Genomic DNA, 19925 nt, shown 5'->3' on the forward strand with positions numbered 1-19925 from the left:
GTGCTGGTCGGGAGTTTATAAGAGTAATAGCCCATGGTTCCTCTCAGGAATGCAGTCAATGTGGTGCTATCGTAAAGAAAGACTTGGCAGAACGGATACACCGTTGCCGCCACTGTGGTCTGGTGCTGGATCGTGATCACAATGCGGCAAAGGTATTAGAAAAAAGAGCTTCTTAGTCAATAGATATTCTGTACCGTAGGAACTACGGCAAATGCTTGGGGAGTTGGGGTGGGTGCATCCCACAATGAACCAGGAAGACCCTTCCTGAACATCAGTGAAGGTGGGGGTGAGTTCACTGCTAAGTCCGACCAAGAACATCCCGGAAATAGCTTCAATTCTTCGTTTAATAGAGTTTCTTGATAAAAACACATGAAACTTATCAACAGATAAAACAAGTAAAGAATACCATGCGGCAGATACGAGTGAATAGAGAAAAGTAAGGAACAATACTTCCGATAATAAGTTATTTTGATTATGAACAAATTGGGGCATAAGGGATAAATAAAAAAGTGCCACCTTCGGATTAAATATATTGCTGATTAAACCTTGATAAAAGGAAGAACCAAAATTTTCAATGGTTTTATTGGTAGTGGTTTCAATAGATACTGGAGAATTATTGTCTGGTTTATTTCCTAAAAGACCTGAGGAGTACAGACTTGTTAAACCCAAATATAGAATGTAAATCGAGCCTAAAAATTTTATACCCATATATAATTGTGTTGATTGTGTTACAATAACGGATAATCCAATCGCCGCAAGTATGGCATGTACATAACATAACTAATAACAACACGATGCTTACAAAGGACAGCAATTCTTTCAGGGAAAACTCCATGACTTAAACCTACTTTTCTATCTGTTTAATTCACAATTATTACTTATTTTAGATAGGGTAGTAATACCAATTCCGGAAAATCAAATGATCTTTTCATAGAAAAACTAATCTTTAACACAAAACGATTGACACATTGGAGGATGATTATGAAAATAACTACAATAAAGGAGAATGGTATCGAGATTGCTGTTATAAGTACTAATGAAATACTGATTTCAGATGTTCAGTCAGCATTGGATCTTATTGCAACAGTAGCGTTTGAAACCGGCTGTAATCGTATAATTATAAATAAATCAGCAATTTGTGAGGACTTTTTTCACTTAAACACAGGACTTGCAGGGGAAATATTACAAAAGTTTATTAATTATCAGGTTAAACTTGCCATGGTCGGTGATTTTTCAGTCTATGAAAGTAAAAGTTTGAAAGATTTTATTTATGAAAGTAACCACGGAAAAGATATATTTTTCTTGCCAACTGAAGAACAGGCTGTAGAAAAATTGATTGTTGTTTAATGCGTAAAAAAGATTTTTTATATTTTGGATGGATAACTTCCTAATGGTTAGTTTTCACTTGTGAGGTACGAAGGCTAAGAAACTGAGGATAAAGGGAACTATTATGAACTAGTAAAACCTCTCACTGAATTAAATTGGTGAGAGGTTTCTTTGTATAGACAAGACTAAGTGGAGCGAACTTCGGGTACCGGCTGTTTTGCCGAAGCATCATCAGGTTCCTGAACAAATAAGGTGAGGATAAAGCCAGCTATAGGCAAGACCGATAATAGATTAAATACCCACGACAGTCCCAATGTATCGGCAACATGACCAAGTGCCAAGACACCCATGGCCCCTAAACCAATACTGAACCCCAATGTCAGACCTGAAGCCATGGCGATATTACCCGGCATCATTTTTTGCGCCATCACCAAACTGCTTGTAAAGGTTGCCGCCAGCAGAATACTAACAAGCGCTAAAAGAATAAACGCCCCAACGCCATCTAATACTTTGAAGAGATACAAGAGTGGGGCAACTGGTAAAATAGAGTACAGCATAACCTTTTTGCTGCCGTAACGGTCACTTAAGGGTCCTCCCAGTAAAGTGCCTGCTGCACCGGCGGCTAAATAAACCGTCAATAAAGAAGCGGCATAGGCGGAGTTACCATGCAGGAACGATGTGTAATACAAGGGGACAAAGGTGCTGATCCCGGAATTTACCGTCGATCGTGCCAGTACCATCCCGAGCAGTGCCAGCAACGGCAGATTCATACTGATTGCAACTTTGACCTTACCTGAACCGCCTTGTTTACGTTGCGGCAGACGGGTTAACTGCTTCAAGACCAAAAGCAACAAAATGCAAACTACAATATTAGGCACTATAAATAAATAAACGATGGTTGGGCTGCCGATTAACAAGGTGCCTAAAAACAACGAGCCAAGGGCAAAGCCTGCATTACCGCCGACTGAAAATACACTGGCACCTTTGCCCTTGGCTTTACCGCTTAGCCAGTTGACTATTTTTGCTCCTTCCGGATGAAAAATAGCACCGCCGAATCCGCTGACTGCTGTACACAACAGTACGAGTGGATAAGTTGGTACCAGTAATGAAACAAGCATCATCGCTCCGGCTATGAAACAACCAAAGGGCATCCACCACGGCCGCGATTTCCGATCACTTAAATAACCAAAGATCGGTTGGCTGACGGATGAAGTTAAGCTTTGCAGTAGCACGACAGCGGTTAATTCAGCATAGCTAAGACCGAATTTTGCTTTGAAAAAAGGCAAGGCTACAAACAAGGCGCCTGATGATAAATCGGTTACGGCATGGGCGCACGTAATCAGCCAGATGGGATAAGGAATACTTTTTACATATCGAAACAATAGACACACTCCTCTGTACAATTGACAAACTGTTTTTACCAGGATAATATTGATTGCATAAATCCCACAGGCCCTATTATAGTAGAAAATGCAGGAGGGTTCATGAATAATATTGTTTGATTTTAGCACGATATTGATATTATCGGCTAAGGGGGAAACTCTATGATTATTGCCGGCAACGGTCAGATGATCTATCAGGATATAAATAGTGACTTTCCGATTAGAATGGAGCGTAAAGAGTATCATGAGCCAGGGCCTATTTTAAAAAAGCATTGGCATGAGGAATTAATGATTTTCTATATAGAGAAGGGGAGTGCCATCATTCACTGCAACTCCCAACCGATCCCTGTTAGCGCAGGAGACCTGGTTATTATAAATACTAATGACATTCATTATGTAGAAAACTGCTGTTCCCATTTTGTCGAATCCTATATCCTCATCGATTTTAATTTCCTTCTTAGCCATAAAGATGACCTATGCCAAACTAAATACATCACGCCCTTGTTACAGAACCGTATTCGTTTTCAAAATAAGATTAAGAACGACGACGAACTAATTAGCCAGGTTTTGGACCTGTTCAGCGAATATGAACAGAAAAGACAGGGTTATGAATTATGGATTAAGGCTGGTTTTTACCGCATTCTTGTTTTGCTTATGCGGTGTTATGCCATACCGGTTACTGAAGAGATTAAAAACCGGCAGCACCATCAGTTGCGGTCAGTTTTAAAATACATTGATGAGCATTATGATCAAAAAATTAACCTCAAAGGTCTTGCAGCCATGACTAATGTTAGTCCACATCATTTTTGCCGTCTGTTTAAAAGCATTACCGGCATGCCGCCCGTTGCATATGTTAATTATTTACGTATCAATGCGGCGATGAAGTTACTGCAGCAGCAACACCATTTGCCTATCAGTGAAGTTGCTTTAGCCGTTGGCTTTAATGACAGTAACTATTTTAGCCGCCTGTTCAGAAAATATAAAAACATCTCACCAAAAGATGTAGCAAAAGAGCTTTCTATTACTAAAGTTTAGGGTGATAAATATGGCGTATAAAACAAATGTAATGAGAGTATTTGATAAAATGAAAATAGAATATAAAATTCATAGTTATATCGATACAAATGCTATTAGTGGCATTGAGGTTGCAGATGCTTTGCATCAGAATCCGAATCAAGTGTTTAAAACACTTGTCACAGTGGGGAAAACAAATAAATATTATGTTTTTCTGGTTCCAGTTGCAGGTGAATTAGATCTTAAAAAAGCTGCTGACAGTGTTAACGAAAAAACAATTGTAATGTTAAAAGCGGCAGATCTATTGGCTATTACTGGCTACATACATGGAGGATGCTCCCCTATTGGTATGAAAAAAAGTTTTTTTACTACGCTGGATCAGTCGGCAACTAATTTCGAAACAATCATATTTAGTGCCGGGAAAATTGGTTATCAGGTAGAGATAAGTCTTGAAGAATTAAAAAAGGCGATTAGATTTAGTTTAGCTGATATCATTTGTTCAAAATAGGATTACATAATTAAGGAATGCCATAGCTAAAGGACAGTCCTCAAAGTCTAGGACTGTCCTTTACTACGTAGTTAGGTTGTTCAATAACAGTGTTTTAATCTACTTTATTTTTCGTCATCAAATTCTTTTTCGTATCTGTGACCTTGGTGCTGATTAAACTTATTAGCAATAAAAAGATGCTACAAATAGTACTAAAAATAATTGTTACCATTTAATATTTTGAAAGGGTATCTTTGGGAGAGAATTAGCCATAATAAGCTATAAGTTTGGATAAGGGAGGTTTTTTCGTGCAGAAAGATATTTATGTGGTTGGTTTGATGGTTGATGAACGTGGTACCAAGGCCCCGGATGTACAGCAGGTCATTACTCGTTTTGGCAGCAGCATTTTATGTCGGAATGGCATCCCTAGCCCCAGCCGGGAGCGAGGGATTATTACGCTGACTATGGAAGCCACAGCAAATGAATACCAAAAGATGGAACAGGAATTAAAAAGTTTGCATGGGGTAACCATTGATTGCATTCATTTTAGCCAACCGGAATCTTTTCAGGTTTGTGAGACTAATTGATCTAGTTCCTAAGGGGTGGTTTTTTCCAAAGAATTCAAACCACCCCTTACTTATCGGCACTAATCATTCTTTATATTAAACTAAAGACTGGGAGTTGATTTTTCTATGAGATGCCCTTGCAGTGATTGCCAATGTCTTACTTGTGTGGGAACAACTTGTATCTGTGGAGACTGCGCTAACAATAAAATTACCTGTGGTGAGCAAAGGGGCAAGCTTCACTCCAAGGCATGTCCTAAAAATACTGAGAAAATATAATACATTCATCAATACGAGAACAGGGAAAGGGGAAAAGCGCTAAGTTGGCAACAGTACATATTTTTTATAACCTTGGCGATCGACCATTCCAGCCGCTTGGTGAAACCACTATGGATTTGGCACCGAGGCTGGCAAGTTAACTACCTTGTTAGTTCTAGATATTTAGTGGTGCTTTTGTGAGAGGCACCTCTACTGTGGGAACTTCCCAAATTACTTACTGCTATGGCATCAGTGGTCTTTAGTTTACCTAGGTGCTGGTTTGGCTTGTCTATTAATCAGGGCTAAAGTTAACATCATCCCTCAGTTTTAGGCCGGCGCTCTAATGTGGGTATGTTTTAACTTATCTTCTTTTGGCAGTTTTTCTGGCAGTGATAATATATTCTTCATTACCGTGACTGCCGATGGGTTGATAATCGAAATGATTGCGAGCCAGTAAATCGGTTACCTCATCAGAGTGATGAGCATTGAAGGATGCCATAGTGATCGTTAATTCATCTTCAAAGCCAACCTTGCTGATGGCTTGCTCTACTTTTTTTATTGCTTCGTTTCCATCAACTCGATTAAGATGAATTGTAATATTCGCCATAAAAAATACCTCCTAAAGTCTTTATTGTCCTAATGTATCCTTAACGAAGGTTCATTATGCAGCAGTATCAAGTTGCCAAGTATGGCAGTATTTGTGGGTTTATATCTGGATCGAGCTATGTTAGTCTAGAAACCAAGCACCGCACTCCCACAAACTCCAGACATCGCAAAAGCTTTGCTTTTCCTTGAAAGGAGTGAAAAAATGATGAATATCAAAAAAACTATTGCAACGCTGCTTATTTTTGCGACAATAGGAATATCTATTGTGCCTTTAACCAAACCAGCAGGACAAGCGGACGTAGCAGGTAATAAAGAAAAACTACAAGTTGCAAAAGCAATTACTGAAAAAGAGCAAATTCAAAAAGAGGATACTACTGTAAAGAACAATTCAAGGCCTAAAGAACCTCAAGTTTCCCGGGGAAACCTAAATCGTAATGAAGTTACTCTGTTAGCCATGGTCATTGAAGGTGAGGCGGCAGATGAACCTTACGAGGGGAAAGTAGCAGTGGGAGCTGTTATTTTGAATCGGCTAGAAGATAAGCAATTTCCCAAAACTTTGTCTGGAGTGGTGTATGAAGACTTGGCCTTTGAATCTGTGATGAATAATCAATATAAAAGACCTTTATCCCAGGAATCTGTAAAAGCGGCGCAGGCAGCCATTCATGGTTCCGACCCTACCAAGGGCGCTCTGTATTTCTGGAATCCAGTTACTGCCAAAAGTAAGTGGGTATGGTCTAGGCCAGTAACAGATCAAATCGGTAAACACGTATTTGCTAAATAAAAAAAGGGGAGTGTCGCAAACTACTTTTTGCGCACTCCCCTTTTTTTGGCTATTGTAGGGGGTTCAGTTCATTGGGCAACAGGTCTTTGATGAAAGTTAATTAACTGTTGTATGTCTTAACATTTAGGTTGCGGGGAGCTAAATCCTATTTCTAAATGACCTATTTTATCGCCACGATGATTCTTTAATATTGGTTGCCATAACTGCTGTAGCTTTTCAAATGCATCCTCATTCAAGTAGCCTAATTGACGTAATACCTGGATTACCACCGGGTCAATGGCCCGGGAACTACCATCTTCGATTTTTAAGGCTAGGCCAATACCCTGATCAACAATTCCTATGCAATAAATTCCCTCGGAACCCATCTTAGCTATTAGTTTTCCTTGGCTGACCTCCATAAGTATGGTATCAAGACGATCCGTACCCGCTACATAAAAGGGATATTGCGTCATGGACTGGCGGATGATATTCATAGCTTCTAGTCTATGCGGTTCAAAGTAACCCTGCGGTAAGGAAAGTCGGGCATAGGCCATGGCCATATGGCGGAGGGGTAAAGAAAATACTGGTACCCCGCAGCCGTCGACACCAAGACGGACTTTATCAGGTGATAGGGAGGTACATTGGCAGATGGTTTGAAGCATTTCCTGCTGAACCGGGTGGTCTTGCTGAATGTATCCAGCCAAGGGAGCTTCTAAAAGAAGGGCAAGGGCAAGCATGCCACAGTGCTTGCCAGAACAAGCATTGTGGTATGCCGTAAACGCATTGCCTGATGCCAAAATTTTCTTAGCGGTGGGGAGATGCATGGGGGCAGAGATACCACAATCTAAGTCTGATTCGGATAACCCCAGTTTGCTGAGAAGTCGGTGGATGGCTTCTGTATGCTGTTCTTCACCGTTGTGTGAAGAGGTAAACAAAGCCACCTCCTGACTGGATAAGTTATATTTCTTTATTACATGACGTTCCAGTAAAGGCAAAGCCTGAAAGGGTTTAGCTGCTGAACGCCAGTAGGTAACGTGATCGGGATTTCCTAAACTAAAAGTCACAGTTCCATCTCTATCAGCGATTACTAAATGTCCACGGTGTTGGGATTCCATTTGGCCTCCGCGAACAACGTTAATCAGTAGCTCAGACATCTGTATATTCCCCCCGCATATTCACATAAAAGGATCTTTCTCTAAACTTAGTTTAATACTTTGGCTCGAAAAATGCACTGATTATGTTGCGGGTTTGGATTTGGTAATTAGCGGGCTAAAAAGAATAACCCGTAGAGCATCGAAGAGACAATTAAAATAATGGGATGCAGTTTAAATTGAAAGACGGCCACTAAAGCAATTAAAGCGATTATCCAGGTAACTGGGATAGGAAAAGACTTTACACCCATATCCCAAGCAGTTTGCACCAAAAGCACTACCACTACCGGACGCACCGCTTTTAGCATACCAACCATTTGGGGTGCATCTTTGTATTTAAAATAGAGACCGGCTAAAGCAAGCATGGCTACGGCGGTGGGTACAACGGTACCCAACAGGGCTGAGGTAGCTCCTGAGATACCAGCAATTTTGTAGCCTACATAGGCAGCCATTTTTGTAGCGATAGGACCCGGTAATGCGTTGCCCATGGCTAAGGCGTCAGTAAATTCTTCAGTACTAAGCCATTTGAAATTTTCAACAGCCTCTTGCTGAATTAGGGGAATTACAGCGGGACCTCCGCCAAAACCAAAAATGTTGGCACGACCAAAGGCTACAAACAGCTGCCAGAGGACCAAGTAAAAAGGAACTGCTACTGCTGCTGCCACCGCAGCAGTATGAATTTTTTGCTGATCATCTGGAAGTTCAAGGGGTTTTATTTTGTTATCTGACATTAAAATCACTCCTTGTGTAAACGTATCCGATTTATCGATTTTTAATGAATCTTAGTGTCTAGTGGTAATCATGAGTATTTCTCATAATATAACTCACCAAACAATAGAATCCCCTCCCTTTCTCGTTAGACTCGTATGAACCGGAGCTGTATTTAACTATGAGGTAAATAAAATCCTTTGCATGGTATACTGGTATACCATAAACATACTATTCTACCTAGTGCTTTATGATCCTTCCTGAAAGAAAAACTTTTTTAAATAATTATCAGGGCATCAAAAAACCCGCTGCAATAAGCAGCGGGGTGTTATAATTAAAGAATAACAATGACTATCATAGTATCCAAATGAATAAAACTAATTGGAGAATGCCAAGGGCCGGTACGCCAAAGGCAAAAAATGATTTTCTTGTTTTATGATGGGCAAATTTCATCCCAAGATAACCTCCCGGTGCCCCTCCAAGCAGACAGGCAATGAGGAGATTTCTCTCGGATATGCGCCATCCTCCGGTGCTGGCAAACCACTTATCAAGATTGAACATGATGAAAGTGAAAATATTTACTGCCAGCAGATACCATAGTAAAACTTCCATCCGTATCCCCCCTTTTATGCGATAGTTAGTTCTTAATTATAGTATAAAGGAATATGGTTTATTTTGTCTAATAAATTTTAATAAAGTCTATTTTTGGCATATCGGAAAGTATAAAAACTTTCCGATATGCATAAGAGCAAACTAAGCTTACTTGTGCCCTTAGGGTACGCCGGCGTCTAAAGACTTGGCGTAAGCAAGTTTTTCTAATTATCTAAAGGGAAGGTGATACAGATGAAACGGTTGGTTCGCTCGCGTTCCCATAAAATGCTTGCCGGCATATGCGGCGGGCTTGCGGAGTATTTGGATATGGACCCCACAGTGATAAGGGTCATTTACGTAATTCTTTCTGTACTTTCTGCTGCTTTTCCAGGTTTGTTGATTTACTTAATTCTCGCTTTTGTAATACCCAGTGAATAAAGAAGGTAGTAGCGTTATGTTAATTAATTTAAAAATTAATACCAACTCTCAATGACTCATTCATTTTGTGGATGGGTTATTTTTTTTGATTGTTGAAGCGGGGATAAGTAAAAAATTAAATTATAAAAGTTTTATTTAATTAATTCAAGATTTGATTTTGTCATAACTTTTGCCGTTTTCTCAAAAATAGTTATGTAAAATTATTGACATATGTTCATTATAGTTATAATATGGTTATGAACAAAAGATCAAAATGAGGTGTAAAAATTGGCAAGACCCCCCAAGTGCCGCTTGGTTGAAAGACTACCCATGGTGACCTATTTTAAACCTCAGGGTATTCCGATGAGTCAATTATCCGAGGTTGTGTTAACGGTGGAAGAATTAGAAGCAGTCCGACTGAGTGACCTGGAGGGACTGGAACAAGAATTTTGTGCGGAAAAAATGGCTGTTTCCAGACCAACCTTTCAAAGAATGATTACAGGGGCAAGAAAAAAGATTTCCGAGGCACTGATCAATGGTTTAGCGATTAGAGTGGAGGGAGGAAATTTTCGGCTCTCCCTTAGCTCATTGGAGTGTGGTCAATGCGGCCATAGATGGGAAGGAACCTTTTGTCGACATCATACGAAGTGTCCTAAATGCTGTTCGAAGAACTGGCGGACCTTGGTAAGAGAGTCGGGAAAGATGCACATAGGCGGAGGAGGAGAAAAGGATGAGTAATGAAAATGGACAGTGTTCAAGTTGTGGAGAAATGAATGAGGGTACCTGCGGCGGAGAGAAATGCAGTCCACCCCCTAAACTTCATCCCGGTGGACCAAGTAAAATTCGTAATGTCATTGCTGTTATGAGTGGTAAAGGGGGTGTCGGCAAATCCTCGGTTACTTCCCTAATGGCAGTAAATTTAAAAAGAATGGGTTACCAAGTAGGCGTGTTAGATGCAGATATTACCGGTCCGAGTATCCCTAAGATGTTTGGGGTAAAAAGAGTACCGCCCAGCCAGGGGCTTATGTTACCTGCCCAAAGTCGTACAGGTATTCCCATTATGTCATTGAATCTTCTGCTAGAAAAGGAAGATGAACCGGTTATTTGGCGGGGGCCGATGATTGCAGGAGCAGTGAAACAGTTTTGGACAGATGTAAATTGGGGTGAATTAGATTACCTGCTAATTGATATGCCTCCAGGCACGGGTGACGTTCCATTAACGGTTTTGCAGCAAATTCCGGTGGATGGCATCGTGGTAGTGACTTCCCCTCAGGATTTGGCAGTGATGGTAGTTAAGAAAGCTGTTAAAATGGCTGGCCTTATGGAAGCTCCTTTACTGGGTTTTGTGCAAAATATGGCCTATGCTACTTGTCCCAAGTGTGGCGAGAAGTTTGAGATTTTTGGTAAGGCTTTGGAGAAGGGGGATATACTGGATGGTCTGCCGGTATTAGAGGTTCTTCCCATTGATCAAGAGTTTACCCGGTTATGTGACAATGGCTTAGTGGAAGAAGCCCCTATTCAGGTTTTTGAAGATATCCCTAAACTGCTTAAAGTGAAAAGCCAAGTAGGTTAGTAGGTAAATGATGTAGGCAAATTTTAAAGAGCAGGCCGTGATTCCCGTTTATAGTGAGGGTAGCTCAAGAGGCAAGGATTTTACCTGCGATTACAAAGGCCAAAGGGTGGCCGTGAGTTGGTGATTGGTTACGGGGATTACGTTCCTTTAGGTTAAAAGGAGTGAATAAAATGAGGGTAGCTGTTTCCGCTTCTGGCCAGACCCAATTAGATGAATTAAACCCGCGCTTGGGCAGATGTGAGTATTTTGTAATTGTGGATGATGTCTCTGGTGAAACCTGGGCTATTGAAAATACCGGCCGATTGTCTACTGGTGCTGCCGGCATTGCCACAGCCACCTTGTTACATAACCACCAAGTGGATGTGGTTATTACAGGAAATGTTGGCCCCAATGCTTTCACTGCGCTGGAGGCTGCCGAGATTAAGGTGTACACGGGTACTAAGGGCAAGGTACAGGACTTACTGGAACAATATCGGAACGGTAATCTTAGCAAGGCTAGTGGTCCTAATGTCGGGCCTCATGGGAGTTAGGGGGGTGTGGAATGAGAATATCCATAGCCAGTGGTAAAGGTGGTACCGGCAAAACTTTGGTAGCTACCAGTCTTGCCTTATCCTTGATGGACCAACCAAGACCCGTTCAATTATTAGACTGTGATGTGGAAGAACCCAATGCCCATATATTTTTTAAGATGAAGCAAGCTGGCAGCCAAAAGGTATTTTTACCGATTCCCAAAGTAGATTATGATCAGTGCCAGTATTGTGGAAAGTGTGTTGAGGTTTGCCAATTTAATGCCATCGCCCTGATGAAAAGAACCTTAGTGATCTTTCCAGATGTTTGTCATAGTTGTGGGGGTTGCTGGTATCTTTGTCCCACCGAGGCATTGCAACCCACACCTCGGGAAGTGGGGGCTGTAGGAATTAGCCAATCAGGCTCCTTTACATTGGTTAGTGGTACATTAAAATTAGGTACACACATCAGCCCACCCGTGATCAAGGCTGTACGGGCAAAGGAAGATCCCGACAGTATCGTCATTATCGATGGTCCCCCTGGTAGTTCTTGTCCTGTAATGACCATAGTAGACGGAACAGATTATTGTATCCTGGTTACCGAGCCAACCCCCTTTGGCTTAAATGATCTGGTTTTGGCAGTAGAAATGCTTCAGGTATTAGGCATTGCCTGCGGGGTCGTTATTAACCGGGATGTTCCCGAAAACGATATCATCGACCGTTATTGCGAGGATAAAGGACTTCCGATACTTTTGCGAATTCCCCTCAAAACCGAAATTGCCAGAGCCTATGCCAAGGGAATAACTCTGGTGGAAAGTGATCCCCATTGGAAGCCAAAGTTCTTAGAACTTTACCAGAGGGTGGTTAGGGAGGTGGCACAATGAAGGAATTGACCATCATTAGTGGTAAAGGTGGCACCGGCAAGACTAGTATTCTAGGTGCTTTTGCTACCCTGGCGGGTAGTTCTTTACTCTGTGATTGTGATGTGGATGCTGCAAACCTCCATATTTTACTGAACCCCAGCATAAAAGAAACCTATGAGTTCTATGGTGAAAAGAAAGCAGAAATTCTTCCAGAACTTTGTACCGACTGCGGAAAATGTGAAGAGCTGTGCCAATTTAAGGCCATTCAAAAGGGACAGATCAACTCCTATGCCTGTGAAGGCTGTGCAGTTTGCTACCATGTTTGCCCTGCTGAGGCCATCAAAATGAAGCCGCATCTCTCTGGTCACTGGTATATTTCAGATACTAAATGGGGTCCGATGGTACACGCTAAATTAGGTATTGCCCAAGGTAATTCCGGGCTATTGGTAAATAGGGTACGAAAAAAAGCCAGAGAGGTGGCTAAGGAGCATAATTTATCCCTGATCATCAGTGATGGACCACCCGGCATAGGGTGTCCGGTTATTTCTTCCTTAGCGGGAACCGATATGGCTTTAGTTGTTACCGAACCCACAGCTTCGGGCATTCATGATTTAGAAAGAATAGTTAAGGTAGCGTCGGGCTTTGGGTGTATTACGGCAGTTTGTATTAATAAATATAATTTGGATGAGGATAATTGCAGGTTTATTGAAGATTTAGCCGAAAAATTAGAAGTGCCGGTTATTGGCAAGATTCCCTATGATGCAGCAATGGCCGAAGCAGTTTTAAAAGGAATTCCCGTAACGATTTTGGGTCAAGGAGCTGCCCAAGAGCCCCTTGGCGAACTCTGGCAGCAGGTCAAACATCTACTAGGAGCCAGGTAAAATGTTGCGGTATCAATGTCTACGTTGCGGTAAAATTGTTGAGTATCTTAAGGTTCCTGGAAGGACTAAAGAAAAGCCGAAAAATTGTAGCTGTGGGGGAGAACTGGCATCGGTCAACAAAAATGTTGATAACATAAAAGGAGGAGAACTAATGAAAATTGCTATGCCAGCAAGAGAGGGTCAAGTTAATGCACATTTTGGTACTACCCAAGAGTTTTGCATTATCGAATTAGAAAATGGAAAAGTAAAGAACAAACAAATTATTTCCAACGAAGGATTGCAGCATAACCACGGTGGCATTGCCAATATGTTAAAAAATGAGCAGATTGAGGTTATTATCTGTGGTGGTATCGGTGGACATATGATTCAAGCACTGGAAAAGCTTGGCCTTAAGGTCGTTAACGGAGCTGCTGGTTCTCTGGAAAGTGTCGCCGAGGCCTATGCAGCGGGTAACCTGGTAACTCGCCCTGTTAGCTGTGGTTGTGGCGGCGGTGGTGATGGACATCATCACCATCATCATCATGGTGGCGGTGGCTGCGCCCACTAAAAAAAACACCCGCATGTGTTAAACACATTGCGGGTGTTTTTTTAAACGCTTTTAAGCCCCTTCCTCTGTAGGTGGGGTCTTAAAGGCGTTTGAATTATAACAGACCCATTTTTTTTGCTTGTTCTCTTAGTTCCGGACGATGGTCCGGGTGAGCAATGTTGATTAGGGCTTCTGCCCGTTGCTTAAAAGTACGCCCGGATAATTTAGCAACGCCATATTCCGTAACAATATAGTCTACATCATTTTTACTAGTGGTAATAACAGTTCCCTCCCGAAACATGGGAACAATTTTGGATTTTCCTTTCACAGTCGAATGTAGGACAATAAAGGCTTTACCCTCGGGGGCTTGCACAGCTCCCCGAACAAAATCAACTTGCCCGCCGGTACCACTGTATTGAATGGGTCCAATGGTCTCTGAGGCACATTGACCCAACAGGTCTACTTCTACAGTTGCATTAATGGAAACCATCTTGATATTTTTGCCGATGATATTGGGGTTATTGGTATAGGAGACCGGATGCAGTTCAAACATGGGATTGTCATTGAGAAAGTCGTATAATTTTTTAGTCCCAAGGGCCGCACAGGCCAGGGCTTTGCCGCGATGAATGGATTTAGCGTTGTTCGTAACTGCCCCAGCCTCAATTAGGTCCACCATACCATCTGTAAGGATCTCTGAATGAATCCCCAGGTTTTTTTTGGTTAACAGGGCTTGAGCCACTGCGTTAGGAATTTTACCAATCCCCAGTTGCAGGGTGGAACCATCTTCGATTAAATCAGCCACGAATTGGCCGATTGCCAAATCCTCAGTTCCCGGCGTCAGAAAGGGTATCTCCGGTAGGGGGGAATCATCTTCCACCAGGAAATCTGCCTGGGTTACGTGAATAAAGGTGTTACCATGGGTACGGGGCATATTGGGGTTTACCACCAGGATAATTTTCTTAGCCTTTTCAGCAACCGTAGTGGTGTAATCTATGGAAGTACCAAAACTAAAGAAGCCATATTTATCCATGGGGGAAACAGTGGCCATCAGCACATCCACTTCAATAAATTCAGCAAACATACGGGGGGAGAGGGAGAAATAATTGGGCATGATATCGAAACGACCACTTTGTACACCATTTCGACTGGTACCGCTGGTAAACCAGGACACATGGGTAAAATGTTCGTCCATGCCAGGTTCCAGATATTTTGCCGGGCGCATAGGTATCATTTGATGGATACGAACGTCCCTTAATTGGTCCTTGCGGTTGGCCATTTCATCAAGCAGCACAGGGGTTTCTGCGACACCAAAGGCTACCACAACATCATTATTTGGCCGAATGCATTCTACAGCCTTAGCTGCAGTCACCAATCTAGCACTGTATTGATCCTTTAATAAATCTGGATTACTGGTAACAAATCCCCGATCTTGCCAGGCCATGAAAAGCCCTCCTTGAAATCCGAATATTAAATTTTACTTAAAAGATCAACTATAAGACTTCTACATTATCATTCTAAATCCCTTCTGGATATCTGTTTAGTCTGTATAGATTTGTCTCATACATGCAAAAATAGTAGCGATAAAAGGTTTAGGAGGAGGATAAATTGCCCTGGTTTATTACGGCTATCGTGTCCTGGATTATATTTTATTTTATGGTAGATGTTCAGCAGTTAAGAAGAACAATTTTTGGTGGGATTTTTACTGTTGCCCTAGGTTCCCTGGTTGATTGGGGTGGTCAACATTTACATTTATATCAATTTAGGGATCTGATCATTCCCTGGGCAGGTTGCTCAATTTTTTATAAATTTGGTCCGATTTTCGTCATAGGAGTTCTATTTACCCAGTATTTACCTCGTAAGAGGTCTTTACAGATTATTAATATCTTGGTGGTTTCTCTTCTCTATTTAGCCACGGAGGCTTTGATTTTGCAAACGGGTGTCGCTAATTATCTCAACTGGCATATTTTGGCTAGCTTTATCGTAGACCTGGCGGCTATCACATCACTAACCTGGCTGGCACAAACCTTTCAGTTGGCACCCAGTTCAATGAAAAGCTTTTTTTAAGATGAATGCCCCCCTGTCCAGCAATGGCAGGGGGGTAACTGTTAATTGCTAATGGGTAAGGCTGCAAGCCAGCGGAGATATTGCTGAGGGAGTCCAAAGAATTGAGCGCCACTGTACATTTTTTCAAGATACTGGCGGTTAGGTAAGAAACTGTCATCAGCAGGTGTCCTATAACTATCACAACAGAGGTTACCAAAACAACTTTTTACCACCACTCGAATCTTACGACATTGACTTATCTGCTTTTGATTGGCATCGAGAATCTGATGTCCTCCGGGCGGCAAGCAATAAAGCACTCCCCAGACCATATTTCCCGGGGATCTTTCAAATCCGGCCATACCTCCTGGAGTAGCACTTTGATTAAAAACTAACCGATACCCCTCCAAAACACCCCGGCACAAAAAATGGCTACCCGGACAGCGATTTTGATACATGTGGTCAGGATTAAGATTCGTTCCGTAGGCAAAATAAAGCCTACCTTCGCCAGCCAACTCAGATAAATAATCTGAAACCAGGATATCTACCTTTTGCTGAGATTCCTTTACGGTTAAAAAGCGACAAGAGGTGATGGGCCTGTCAGCCTCTTCATCCAAGGAAAAGATTAATTGCTGAGAGGTAAGGGAATTGATAACTTGGATTAATTCTTCGGTTAAAAAATTTCCCCGGTTGGCAATCATTTGAAGTGAAGGGGCATTATCGGCATCACGGATGATACTTAAAACTGCCATGGTTAAATCTATATCAGTCATAGGTCCAACTACCTCCTTAAAGGACAAAATGATACTACTTCTTCTATGTGTGAATCATTATTCCCTTTCTATTATACTCTGTAAACCATAAACTATTTTTGCGAAATTGACATGTAGGGCTAGCAAGAGGTAAGATTTACTTGGATAACAAAGGATGGAGGTTTATGCCAATTGGATTACTTAGTAAGAGGAGTTGCTACCGACGGTAGCTTTCGCATATTTGCGGCTAGGACCACAGAGACGGTAGAGGAAGCAAGACGAAGACATAACTGCTGGCCTGTGGCAGCGGCGGCATTAGGTCGAACCATGACGGCAGCCCTACTATTAGGGGCCAACCTAAAGGGAGAGGATATTTTAACCGTTCGAATTATGGGAGACGGTCCCTTGGGGGCCATCATTGTTTCTGCCAATGCCAATGGTCAGGTAAGAGGGTATGTCCAGGAACCCCAGATACATCTCCCCAGTACACCGGAGGGTAAGCTGCCGGTGGGGGCTGCGGTAGGTCGAGGACAATTGCATATTACCCGTGATTTGGGGTTAAAGGAGCCTTTCACCGGGAGTGTGGAATTAATTTCCCGAGAAATAGCGGAAGACATGGCACATTACCTTACCACCTCTGAACAGACCCCTTCTGCGGTATCTTTAGGAGTTTTGGTGGACACAGACAATTCCGTGGTTGCCGCCGGTGGATTACTATTGCAGCTATTACCCAATGCCGATGAAGATGTTTTACGCAGCCTGGAGGAGAATTTGGCTAAGTTGCCCCAGCTCAGCACCTTAATTAAGGACGGTGAAACCCCTGAGGATATTATTAACAGAGTCACTCAGGGCTTAGATATCAAAATTCTGGAAAGCAATCCTGTTTGTTTCTGCTGCCAGTGCTCCCGGGAAAGGTTAGAGAATTTACTGATCGGCATTGGTAAGGAGGAAGTTAGTTCTATGCTGGAGGAACAAGGGGGGGCGGAAGTTAACTGCCATTTTTGTTCCGAGCAATATCGTTTTGAGGAAGAAGATTTGCAAAGAATTTTAGTGAGAATTGAAGAACAAACCAAATAATCTAAAGGGAGTGGCAGGGATGATTACACATATTGTCTTTTTTAAATTCAGGGATGCAAGGGATATTGAAAGGGTTAAGGAAGCCTTGTTGGGTCTACAGGGTAAGGTTCCGCAATTGCGCCACTTAGAAGTGGGTGTTGATATCATCCGCTCGGAACGTTCTTACGATTTGGCGCTGGTAACTAAATTTGATTCTTTGGAGGATTTAGACGCTTACCAGGTGCATCCTGATCATCAGGAAGTCGCAAAACTTATCGGCACTGTCAAGGAATCAGCGGTGGCGGTGGATTACCAATCGTAATAAAAGAGCAGCAACCATTCTTTTGGAATGGCATGCTGCTTTTTTACTTAACTTTTTGGTATTGTAGGTAAGAATAAACCAAAGTGATGATGGTGGGGAGGAAGATACCCGCCATAAATAGAATACCACCGAGTGTTGAGTCTACAAAGGCCGACAGGAGTGCCAAAAGTCCTCCCAACACCATCAATTTCCCACCAACACGGTGGGTTTTGTTCCATACCTCTTCATTAGCCAGCGTCCAAGGAAGTCTAAATCCCACCAGATAATTGTACCTGATTTTGCTCATGTAATTTCCTAATACTACAAATAACAGGGCAAGTATGCCTTTGATCAAAAATGCTACGTTAATCTCATATCCCCTAGCTATGAGCAGGGGCAAAGGAGTAATCATGAGCATGACCAATACAATAGCGGTTCTGATTTTTTCATAACTGGAGGCAAATTTCTCGTAGTTTTGCTTTTTCGGATCAAGAGACGGGGTAAAGGTTAAGCCCAGATAAAGAACCAGAGGTAACAGCGGCATAATTAAACTGGCCACAGCTTTATGGGAATAGTCGTCAACTTCCCCTTGCAGGTTCCAATGAGAGGGTACTTGATCTGGCAGAGACGGATAAAAAGAGGCACAAAGGCCCCAAAAAAGTATAAGGAAGCCCAGGGTAAGCCAACTAAATTTTATACCATACCTTGTTTTCATTATGAGTCCCCTCCTTTGTCAATAAAACCGGCAAACCAGCCCATAACCTCTTCCAAAACCGAGGTATTCAAAGAGTAGTAAATGAATTGCCCTTTACGTTCATCTAACACCAAAGTAGCATTTTTTAAGATACTCAGATGATGTGAAATGCTGGGGCGGGAGATATGAAAATGGTCGGCGATTTCGCCAGCAGTTAAATCTTTTTCCCGCAACATTCTGAGGATTTCCCTTCTGGTAGGGTCTGATAAAGCTTGAAAAGTTGCATTAATACCAGCCATAACATCACCCTTTTAGATATTTAGATATTTATCTAAATATCAATATAGTATTTTCGTGGGTAGAAGTCAATAAAAACAGGATAGTAAATTACTGCCAATAAAATAGACAGAGGTGTTGAGCAACGCAATAGGCCGGTTATTGTATCATTCTATAACTATAGTGTAACATAATCCTTCCAGGTAACGTCCTTATCATAAATACCTGAAGTGGAGTTGAAGAGGTGAAAAAATTATTATTGTAATATTTATTTTAGGCTTTTTTGGGGCTACCAGTAGTTTATTATTTTCAAGTCACAAGGGATTAGACATTGCGGATATAAATTAAATGTAAATCCGAATGAAGGGTTTGGGGAGAATTTAATGAAACTATATTATCATGATAATGAAGGGGAACTTATATACAGAATATATCTTTGGATATTTTGAGAAAGGTTATTATGGGGATAGGTGGTAAGAACATGAAAAGATGGTTTAAAAGAGTTACCTTACTAATAGCAATATTTGTGGTACTGCTGCTAGGTGTCAACGGATATATGAAAAAAACAGGACAACGCCATATGATTGATCTGCAGGATTCGTATCAGGCAGAAGCAGCCATTGTGTTAGGAGCCTATGTCACGCCCAATGGATACCTTTGTGATATGCTGCGGGACCGGGTGGAAACTGCTGTAGAATTATACAATATGGGTAAGGTCAAGAAACTGTTAATGAGTGGTGACCATGGACAGGAATCCTACGATGAAGTGAATCACATGCGGCGTTATGCGGAGCAATTGGGTGTTCCGAGTGAAGATATTTTTATGGATCATGCTGGCTTTAGCACCTATGAAAGTATGTATCGCAGTAGAGATGTTTTTCAAGTAGCTTCTGCCATCATCGTTACCCAGGAGTTTCACCTACCCAGGGCCATCTACATAGCCCGTACGATGGGATTAGAGGCTAAAGGCTACAAAGCAGATAAACACCTATATAGCGGTATCCAATACAATGAAGCCAGGGAAATCGTGGCCAGGAATAAGGATTTTATCAACGTACATCTACTAAAACCACAGCCCAAATTCCTTGGGCCGGTTATCTCGATTAACGGCGATGGCAGACAAACCAGAGATTAAGCAAGGGGAACCCGCCTAACCAGAAGGGCTATTTTCTGCAGGGATTTCCGGAAATATTG

General features: G+C 41.9%; 26 protein-coding genes and 1 pseudogene. 17 read left to right on the plus strand and 10 right to left on the minus strand.

Going from position 1 to position 19925, the window contains the following annotated elements; translation table 11 throughout:
- On the plus strand, positions 1–176 hold a 176-nt coding region (locus tag BUA78_RS20650), incomplete at its 5' end, for a zinc ribbon domain-containing protein (protein ID WP_139257343.1).
- A 127-nt stretch (positions 177–303) separates the two neighbouring features.
- Here BUA78_RS20650 and BUA78_RS21075 read toward each other — a convergent pair.
- Positions 304–762: pseudogene (locus BUA78_RS21075) on the minus strand (LysE family translocator); the annotation flags it as partial.
- 219 nt (positions 763–981) lie between these two features.
- Here BUA78_RS21075 and BUA78_RS11195 point away from each other — a divergent pair.
- Positions 982–1347, plus strand: coding sequence for a DUF4180 domain-containing protein (locus tag BUA78_RS11195; protein WP_072914461.1), 366 nt, complete (start codon positions 982–984; stop codon positions 1345–1347).
- Positions 1348–1511: 164 nt separating this feature from the next.
- Here BUA78_RS11195 and BUA78_RS11200 read toward each other — a convergent pair whose 3' ends face one another.
- Positions 1512–2708 carry an MFS transporter gene (locus tag BUA78_RS11200; protein ID WP_072914464.1) on the minus strand — a complete coding sequence of 399 codons (1197 nt, stop codon included), beginning with the start codon at positions 2706–2708 and terminating at the stop codon, positions 1512–1514.
- A gap of 162 nt (positions 2709–2870) precedes the next feature.
- Between BUA78_RS11200 and BUA78_RS11205 the strand changes: the two genes are divergently transcribed.
- The 3 genes from BUA78_RS11205 (at position 2871) to BUA78_RS11215 (ending at position 4796) form a co-directional block, all read left to right on the plus strand.
- The gene (locus BUA78_RS11205) at positions 2871–3743 is read left to right on the plus strand and encodes an AraC family transcriptional regulator (protein WP_084082392.1); all 873 of its coding nucleotides are present in this window, start codon (positions 2871–2873) and stop codon (positions 3741–3743) included.
- Positions 3744–3753: 10 nt separating this feature from the next.
- Positions 3754–4230 (plus strand): Cys-tRNA(Pro) deacylase, encoded by a 477-nt coding sequence (gene ybaK, locus BUA78_RS11210; protein ID WP_072914465.1) that lies wholly within the window; start codon positions 3754–3756, stop codon positions 4228–4230.
- Between the two features lie 287 nt (positions 4231–4517).
- Positions 4518–4796, plus strand: a complete 279-nt coding sequence (locus tag BUA78_RS11215) for a TM1266 family iron-only hydrogenase system putative regulator (protein ID WP_072914468.1) — start codon at positions 4518–4520, stop codon at positions 4794–4796.
- Between the two features lie 595 nt (positions 4797–5391).
- On the opposite strand, the gene BUA78_RS11220 is transcribed toward BUA78_RS11215, so the two are convergent.
- The gene (locus BUA78_RS11220) at positions 5392–5637 is read right to left on the minus strand and encodes a hypothetical protein (RefSeq protein WP_072914470.1); all 246 of its coding nucleotides are present in this window, start codon (positions 5635–5637) and stop codon (positions 5392–5394) included.
- Positions 5638–5838: 201 nt separating this feature from the next.
- Between BUA78_RS11220 and BUA78_RS11225 the strand changes: the two genes are divergently transcribed.
- Positions 5839–6417 carry a cell wall hydrolase gene (locus BUA78_RS11225; RefSeq protein WP_084082393.1) on the plus strand — a complete coding sequence of 193 codons (579 nt, stop codon included), beginning with the start codon at positions 5839–5841 and terminating at the stop codon, positions 6415–6417.
- Positions 6418–6533: 116 nt separating this feature from the next.
- Here BUA78_RS11225 and BUA78_RS11230 read toward each other — a convergent pair whose 3' ends face one another.
- The 3 genes from BUA78_RS11230 to BUA78_RS11240 form a co-directional block, all read right to left on the minus strand.
- Positions 6534–7550, minus strand: a complete 1017-nt coding sequence (locus tag BUA78_RS11230) for an asparaginase (protein ID WP_072914474.1) — start codon at positions 7548–7550, stop codon at positions 6534–6536.
- Positions 7551–7657: 107 nt separating this feature from the next.
- Positions 7658–8278 (minus strand): chromate transporter, encoded by a 621-nt coding sequence (locus BUA78_RS11235; protein WP_072914476.1) that lies wholly within the window; start codon positions 8276–8278, stop codon positions 7658–7660.
- Between the two features lie 331 nt (positions 8279–8609).
- The gene (locus BUA78_RS11240; RefSeq protein ID WP_072914478.1) at positions 8610–8867 is read right to left on the minus strand and encodes a DUF1294 domain-containing protein; all 258 of its coding nucleotides are present in this window, start codon (positions 8865–8867) and stop codon (positions 8610–8612) included.
- Positions 8868–9098: 231 nt separating this feature from the next.
- Between BUA78_RS11240 and BUA78_RS11245 the strand changes: the two genes are divergently transcribed.
- From BUA78_RS11245 to BUA78_RS11275, 7 genes are all read left to right on the plus strand, one after another.
- Entirely contained in the window at positions 9099–9284 is a 186-nt protein-coding gene (locus BUA78_RS11245; RefSeq protein ID WP_072914480.1) for a PspC domain-containing protein, read from the plus strand.
- Between the two features lie 267 nt (positions 9285–9551).
- Positions 9552–10001, plus strand: a complete 450-nt coding sequence (locus BUA78_RS11250) for a DUF134 domain-containing protein (RefSeq protein WP_072914482.1) — start codon at positions 9552–9554, stop codon at positions 9999–10001.
- Positions 9994–10836 (plus strand): Mrp/NBP35 family ATP-binding protein, encoded by an 843-nt coding sequence (locus BUA78_RS11255; RefSeq protein WP_072914484.1) that lies wholly within the window; start codon positions 9994–9996, stop codon positions 10834–10836. The genes BUA78_RS11250 and BUA78_RS11255 overlap by 8 nt, the downstream gene beginning before the upstream one ends.
- Before the next feature lie 170 nt (positions 10837–11006).
- Complete coding sequence (locus BUA78_RS11260; RefSeq protein ID WP_072914487.1) at positions 11007–11366, plus strand: NifB/NifX family molybdenum-iron cluster-binding protein; 360 nt, start codon at positions 11007–11009, stop codon at positions 11364–11366.
- Between the two features lie 11 nt (positions 11367–11377).
- Positions 11378–12226 (plus strand): P-loop NTPase, encoded by an 849-nt coding sequence (locus tag BUA78_RS11265; protein ID WP_072914490.1) that lies wholly within the window; start codon positions 11378–11380, stop codon positions 12224–12226.
- Positions 12223–13086: an ATP-binding protein gene (locus tag BUA78_RS11270; protein ID WP_072914492.1), complete on the plus strand. Its 864-nt coding sequence runs from the start codon at positions 12223–12225 to the stop codon at positions 13084–13086. The genes BUA78_RS11265 and BUA78_RS11270 overlap by 4 nt, the downstream gene beginning before the upstream one ends.
- 151 nt (positions 13087–13237) lie before the next feature.
- Positions 13238–13633, plus strand: coding sequence for a NifB/NifX family molybdenum-iron cluster-binding protein (locus BUA78_RS11275; RefSeq protein WP_072914685.1), 396 nt, complete (start codon positions 13238–13240; stop codon positions 13631–13633).
- Positions 13634–13727: 94 nt separating this feature from the next.
- Here BUA78_RS11275 and BUA78_RS11280 read toward each other — a convergent pair whose 3' ends face one another.
- On the minus strand, positions 13728–15053 hold the full coding sequence (locus BUA78_RS11280) for an acetyl-CoA hydrolase/transferase family protein (protein WP_072914494.1): 1326 nt from the start codon (positions 15051–15053) through the stop codon (positions 13728–13730).
- Between the two features lie 164 nt (positions 15054–15217).
- Between BUA78_RS11280 and BUA78_RS11285 the strand changes: the two genes are divergently transcribed.
- The gene (locus BUA78_RS11285) at positions 15218–15676 is read left to right on the plus strand and encodes a CBO0543 family protein (RefSeq protein ID WP_072914496.1); all 459 of its coding nucleotides are present in this window, start codon (positions 15218–15220) and stop codon (positions 15674–15676) included.
- Positions 15677–15717: 41 nt separating this feature from the next.
- Here BUA78_RS11285 and BUA78_RS11290 read toward each other — a convergent pair whose 3' ends face one another.
- On the minus strand, positions 15718–16425 hold the full coding sequence (locus BUA78_RS11290) for a gamma-glutamylcyclotransferase family protein (protein WP_072914498.1): 708 nt from the start codon (positions 16423–16425) through the stop codon (positions 15718–15720).
- A 171-nt stretch (positions 16426–16596) separates the two neighbouring features.
- Between BUA78_RS11290 and hslO the strand changes: the two genes are divergently transcribed.
- A complete protein-coding gene (hslO, locus tag BUA78_RS11295) occupies positions 16597–17481 on the plus strand; it encodes an Hsp33 family molecular chaperone HslO (RefSeq protein WP_072914507.1) in 885 nt (294 codons plus the stop codon).
- Between the two features lie 19 nt (positions 17482–17500).
- On the plus strand, positions 17501–17782 hold the full coding sequence (locus BUA78_RS11300; protein ID WP_072914509.1) for a Dabb family protein: 282 nt from the start codon (positions 17501–17503) through the stop codon (positions 17780–17782).
- Between the two features lie 43 nt (positions 17783–17825).
- On the opposite strand, the gene BUA78_RS11305 is transcribed toward BUA78_RS11300, so the two are convergent.
- On the minus strand, positions 17826–18476 hold the full coding sequence (locus BUA78_RS11305) for an SdpI family protein (protein WP_084082394.1): 651 nt from the start codon (positions 18474–18476) through the stop codon (positions 17826–17828).
- Positions 18476–18754, minus strand: coding sequence for an autorepressor SdpR family transcription factor (locus BUA78_RS11310; RefSeq protein WP_072914511.1), 279 nt, complete (start codon positions 18752–18754; stop codon positions 18476–18478). Before BUA78_RS11310 ends, BUA78_RS11305 begins: the two co-directional genes overlap by 1 nt.
- A gap of 458 nt (positions 18755–19212) precedes the next feature.
- On the opposite strand from BUA78_RS11310, the gene BUA78_RS11315 reads away from it, so the two are divergent.
- The gene (locus tag BUA78_RS11315; RefSeq protein ID WP_072914513.1) at positions 19213–19866 is read left to right on the plus strand and encodes a SanA/YdcF family protein; all 654 of its coding nucleotides are present in this window, start codon (positions 19213–19215) and stop codon (positions 19864–19866) included.
- Positions 19867–19925: the final 59 nt, after the last annotated feature.

The organism is Desulforamulus aeronauticus DSM 10349 (genome assembly GCF_900142375.1).
In the GTDB taxonomy this organism is placed as follows: domain Bacteria; phylum Bacillota; class Desulfotomaculia; order Desulfotomaculales; family Desulfotomaculaceae; genus Desulfotomaculum; species Desulfotomaculum aeronauticum.